This is a genomic window from Vibrio sp. MED222 (genome assembly GCF_000153005.1).
Taxonomy (GTDB): Bacteria; Pseudomonadota; Gammaproteobacteria; order Enterobacterales; family Vibrionaceae; genus Vibrio; species Vibrio tasmaniensis_A.
In genome coordinates this window covers 2,875-4,924 of record NZ_CH902616.1, presented here as the reverse complement: position 1 = coordinate 4,924, position 2,050 = coordinate 2,875, and the positions used below count along the sequence as shown (strand labels likewise).

At 44.3% G+C, this 2,050-nt stretch carries 4 protein-coding genes and 1 pseudogene; all 5 read left to right on the top strand.

Going from position 1 to position 2,050, the window contains the following annotated elements:
• Window positions 1-53 precede the first annotated feature (53 nt).
• Window positions 54-365: a 30S ribosomal protein S10 gene (rpsJ, locus tag MED222_RS00405; RefSeq protein ID WP_004736761.1), complete on the top strand. Its 312-nt coding sequence runs from the start codon at window positions 54-56 to the stop codon at window positions 363-365.
• A gap of 14 nt (window positions 366-379) precedes the next feature.
• Window positions 380-1,009 (top strand): 50S ribosomal protein L3, encoded by a 630-nt coding sequence (gene rplC / locus MED222_RS00410; protein ID WP_004736763.1) that lies wholly within the window; start codon window positions 380-382, stop codon window positions 1,007-1,009.
• 16 nt (window positions 1,010-1,025) lie between these two features.
• Window positions 1,026-1,628, top strand: a complete 603-nt coding sequence (gene rplD, locus MED222_RS00415) for a 50S ribosomal protein L4 (protein WP_004736764.1) — start codon at window positions 1,026-1,028, stop codon at window positions 1,626-1,628.
• The gene (gene rplW / locus MED222_RS00420; protein ID WP_004736765.1) at window positions 1,625-1,927 is read left to right on the top strand and encodes a 50S ribosomal protein L23; all 303 of its coding nucleotides are present in this window, start codon (window positions 1,625-1,627) and stop codon (window positions 1,925-1,927) included. The genes rplD and rplW overlap by 4 nt, the downstream gene beginning before the upstream one ends.
• Before the next feature lie 14 nt (window positions 1,928-1,941).
• Window positions 1,942-2,050: pseudogene (locus MED222_RS22565) on the top strand (50S ribosomal protein L2); the annotation flags it as partial.

Here is a 2,050-nt window from a genome sequence, read left to right as displayed (position 1 = left end):
AGCTTGAGTGGCGATATTGTTTGTGTAATTTTTAATAATTGGAGCTCTGTCTCATGCAGAACCAACGTATTCGTATCCGCCTTAAAGCGTTTGATTACAAGCTAATCGATGCTTCAACTGCGGAAATCGTTGAAACAGCAAAACGTACTGGCGCACAGGTTCGTGGTCCTATTCCACTTCCTACTCGTAAAGAGCGTTTCACTGTTCTTACCTCTCCACACGTCAACAAAGATGCACGTGATCAGTACGAAATTCGTACTCACAAGCGTTTGATCGACATCGTTGAGCCAACAGATAAAACTGTTGATGCTCTAATGCGTCTTGATCTTGCAGCTGGCGTTGATGTTCAAATCAGCCTAGGTTAAGGGAGATAAGAATAATGATTGGTCTAGTCGGACGTAAAGTGGGTATGACCCGCGTATTTACTGAAGAAGGCGTTTCTATCCCAGTAACTGTTGTTGAGGTTGAAGCGAACCGTATTTCTCAAGTTAAAACTCTTGAGACAGACGGCTACGCAGCAATCCAAGTAACTACTGGTGCTAAGAAAGCTAACCGTGTAACTAAACCTGAAGCTGGTCACTTCGCGAAAGCGGGTGTTGAAGCAGGTCGCGGTCTTTGGGAATTCCGTTTAGAAAACGGCGAAGAGTTTGAAGTTGGCGCTGAGCTAAACGTAGAACTTTTCAACGAAATTAAAAAAGTAGACGTTACTGGTACATCTAAAGGTAAAGGCTTCCAAGGCGCTATCAAGCGTTGGAACTTCTCTACTCAAGATATGACTCACGGTAACTCTTTGTCTCACCGCGCACCGGGTTCAATTGGCCAATGTCAAACTCCAGGCCGCGTGTTTAAAGGCAAGAAAATGGCAGGTCACATGGGTGCTGAGCGTGTAACGACTCAAAACCTAGAGATCGTACGTGTTGACGCTGAGCGCAATCTACTCCTTATTAAAGGTGCAGTACCAGGCTCAACAGGCGGTAACGTGATCGTAAAACCTGCTGTTAAAGCATAACGTCTAGGAGTAAGTAATGGAATTGATGGTTAAAGGTGCTGATGCACTAACTGTTTCCGAGACTACTTTCGGACGTGACTTTAACGAAGCTCTAGTACACCAAGTAGTTGTTGCGTATGCAGCAGGTGCTCGTCAAGGTACTCGTGCTCAAAAGACTCGTTCTGAAGTATCAGGCGGCGGTGCTAAGCCATGGCGCCAAAAAGGTACTGGCCGTGCACGTGCTGGTACAATTCGTAGCCCAATCTGGCGTACAGGTGGTGTTACTTTTGCTGCGAAACCACAAGATCACAGCCAAAAAGTTAACAAGAAAATGTACCGCGGTGCTATGAAAAGCATTCTTTCTGAGTTGATTCGTCAAGAGCGTCTAATCGTTGTTGATAACTTCTCTGTAGAAGCACCAAAAACAAAAGAACTTGTAGCTAAGCTTAAAGAGCTTGAGCTAAATGACGTTCTGATTGTGACTGGCGAAGTAGATGAAAATCTATTCTTAGCTGCTCGTAACCTATACAAAGTAGATGCACGTGATGTTGCTGGTGTTGATCCAGTATCACTAATCGCTTTCGACAAGGTTCTGATGACTGCTGATGCAGTTAAGCAAGTTGAGGAGATGCTAGCATGATCACTGAAGAGCGTATCTTAAAAGTTCTACGTGCTCCGCACATCTCTGAAAAAGCAACTATGGCAGCTGAGAAAGCGAACACTATCGTTTTCAAAGTAGCTAAAGATGCAACTAAGAAAGAGATCAAAGCAGCTGTAGAAAAGCTATTTGAAGTTGAAGTTAAGTCTGTAAATACTCTTGTATTAAAGGGTAAGACCAAACGTCAAGGTATGCGTGAAGGCCGTCGTTCAGACGTTAAGAAAGCCTACGTTACTTTGAAAGAAGGTCAAGATCTTGACTTCGTTGGCGGCGCGGAATAACAGGAGTAGTAAAAATGGCTATTGTTAAATGTAAGCCGACTTCCCCTGGTCGTCGTCACGTCGTTAAAGTTGTTAACGCTGACCTGCACAAGGGTAAGCCATACGCACCACTTCTAGAGAAAA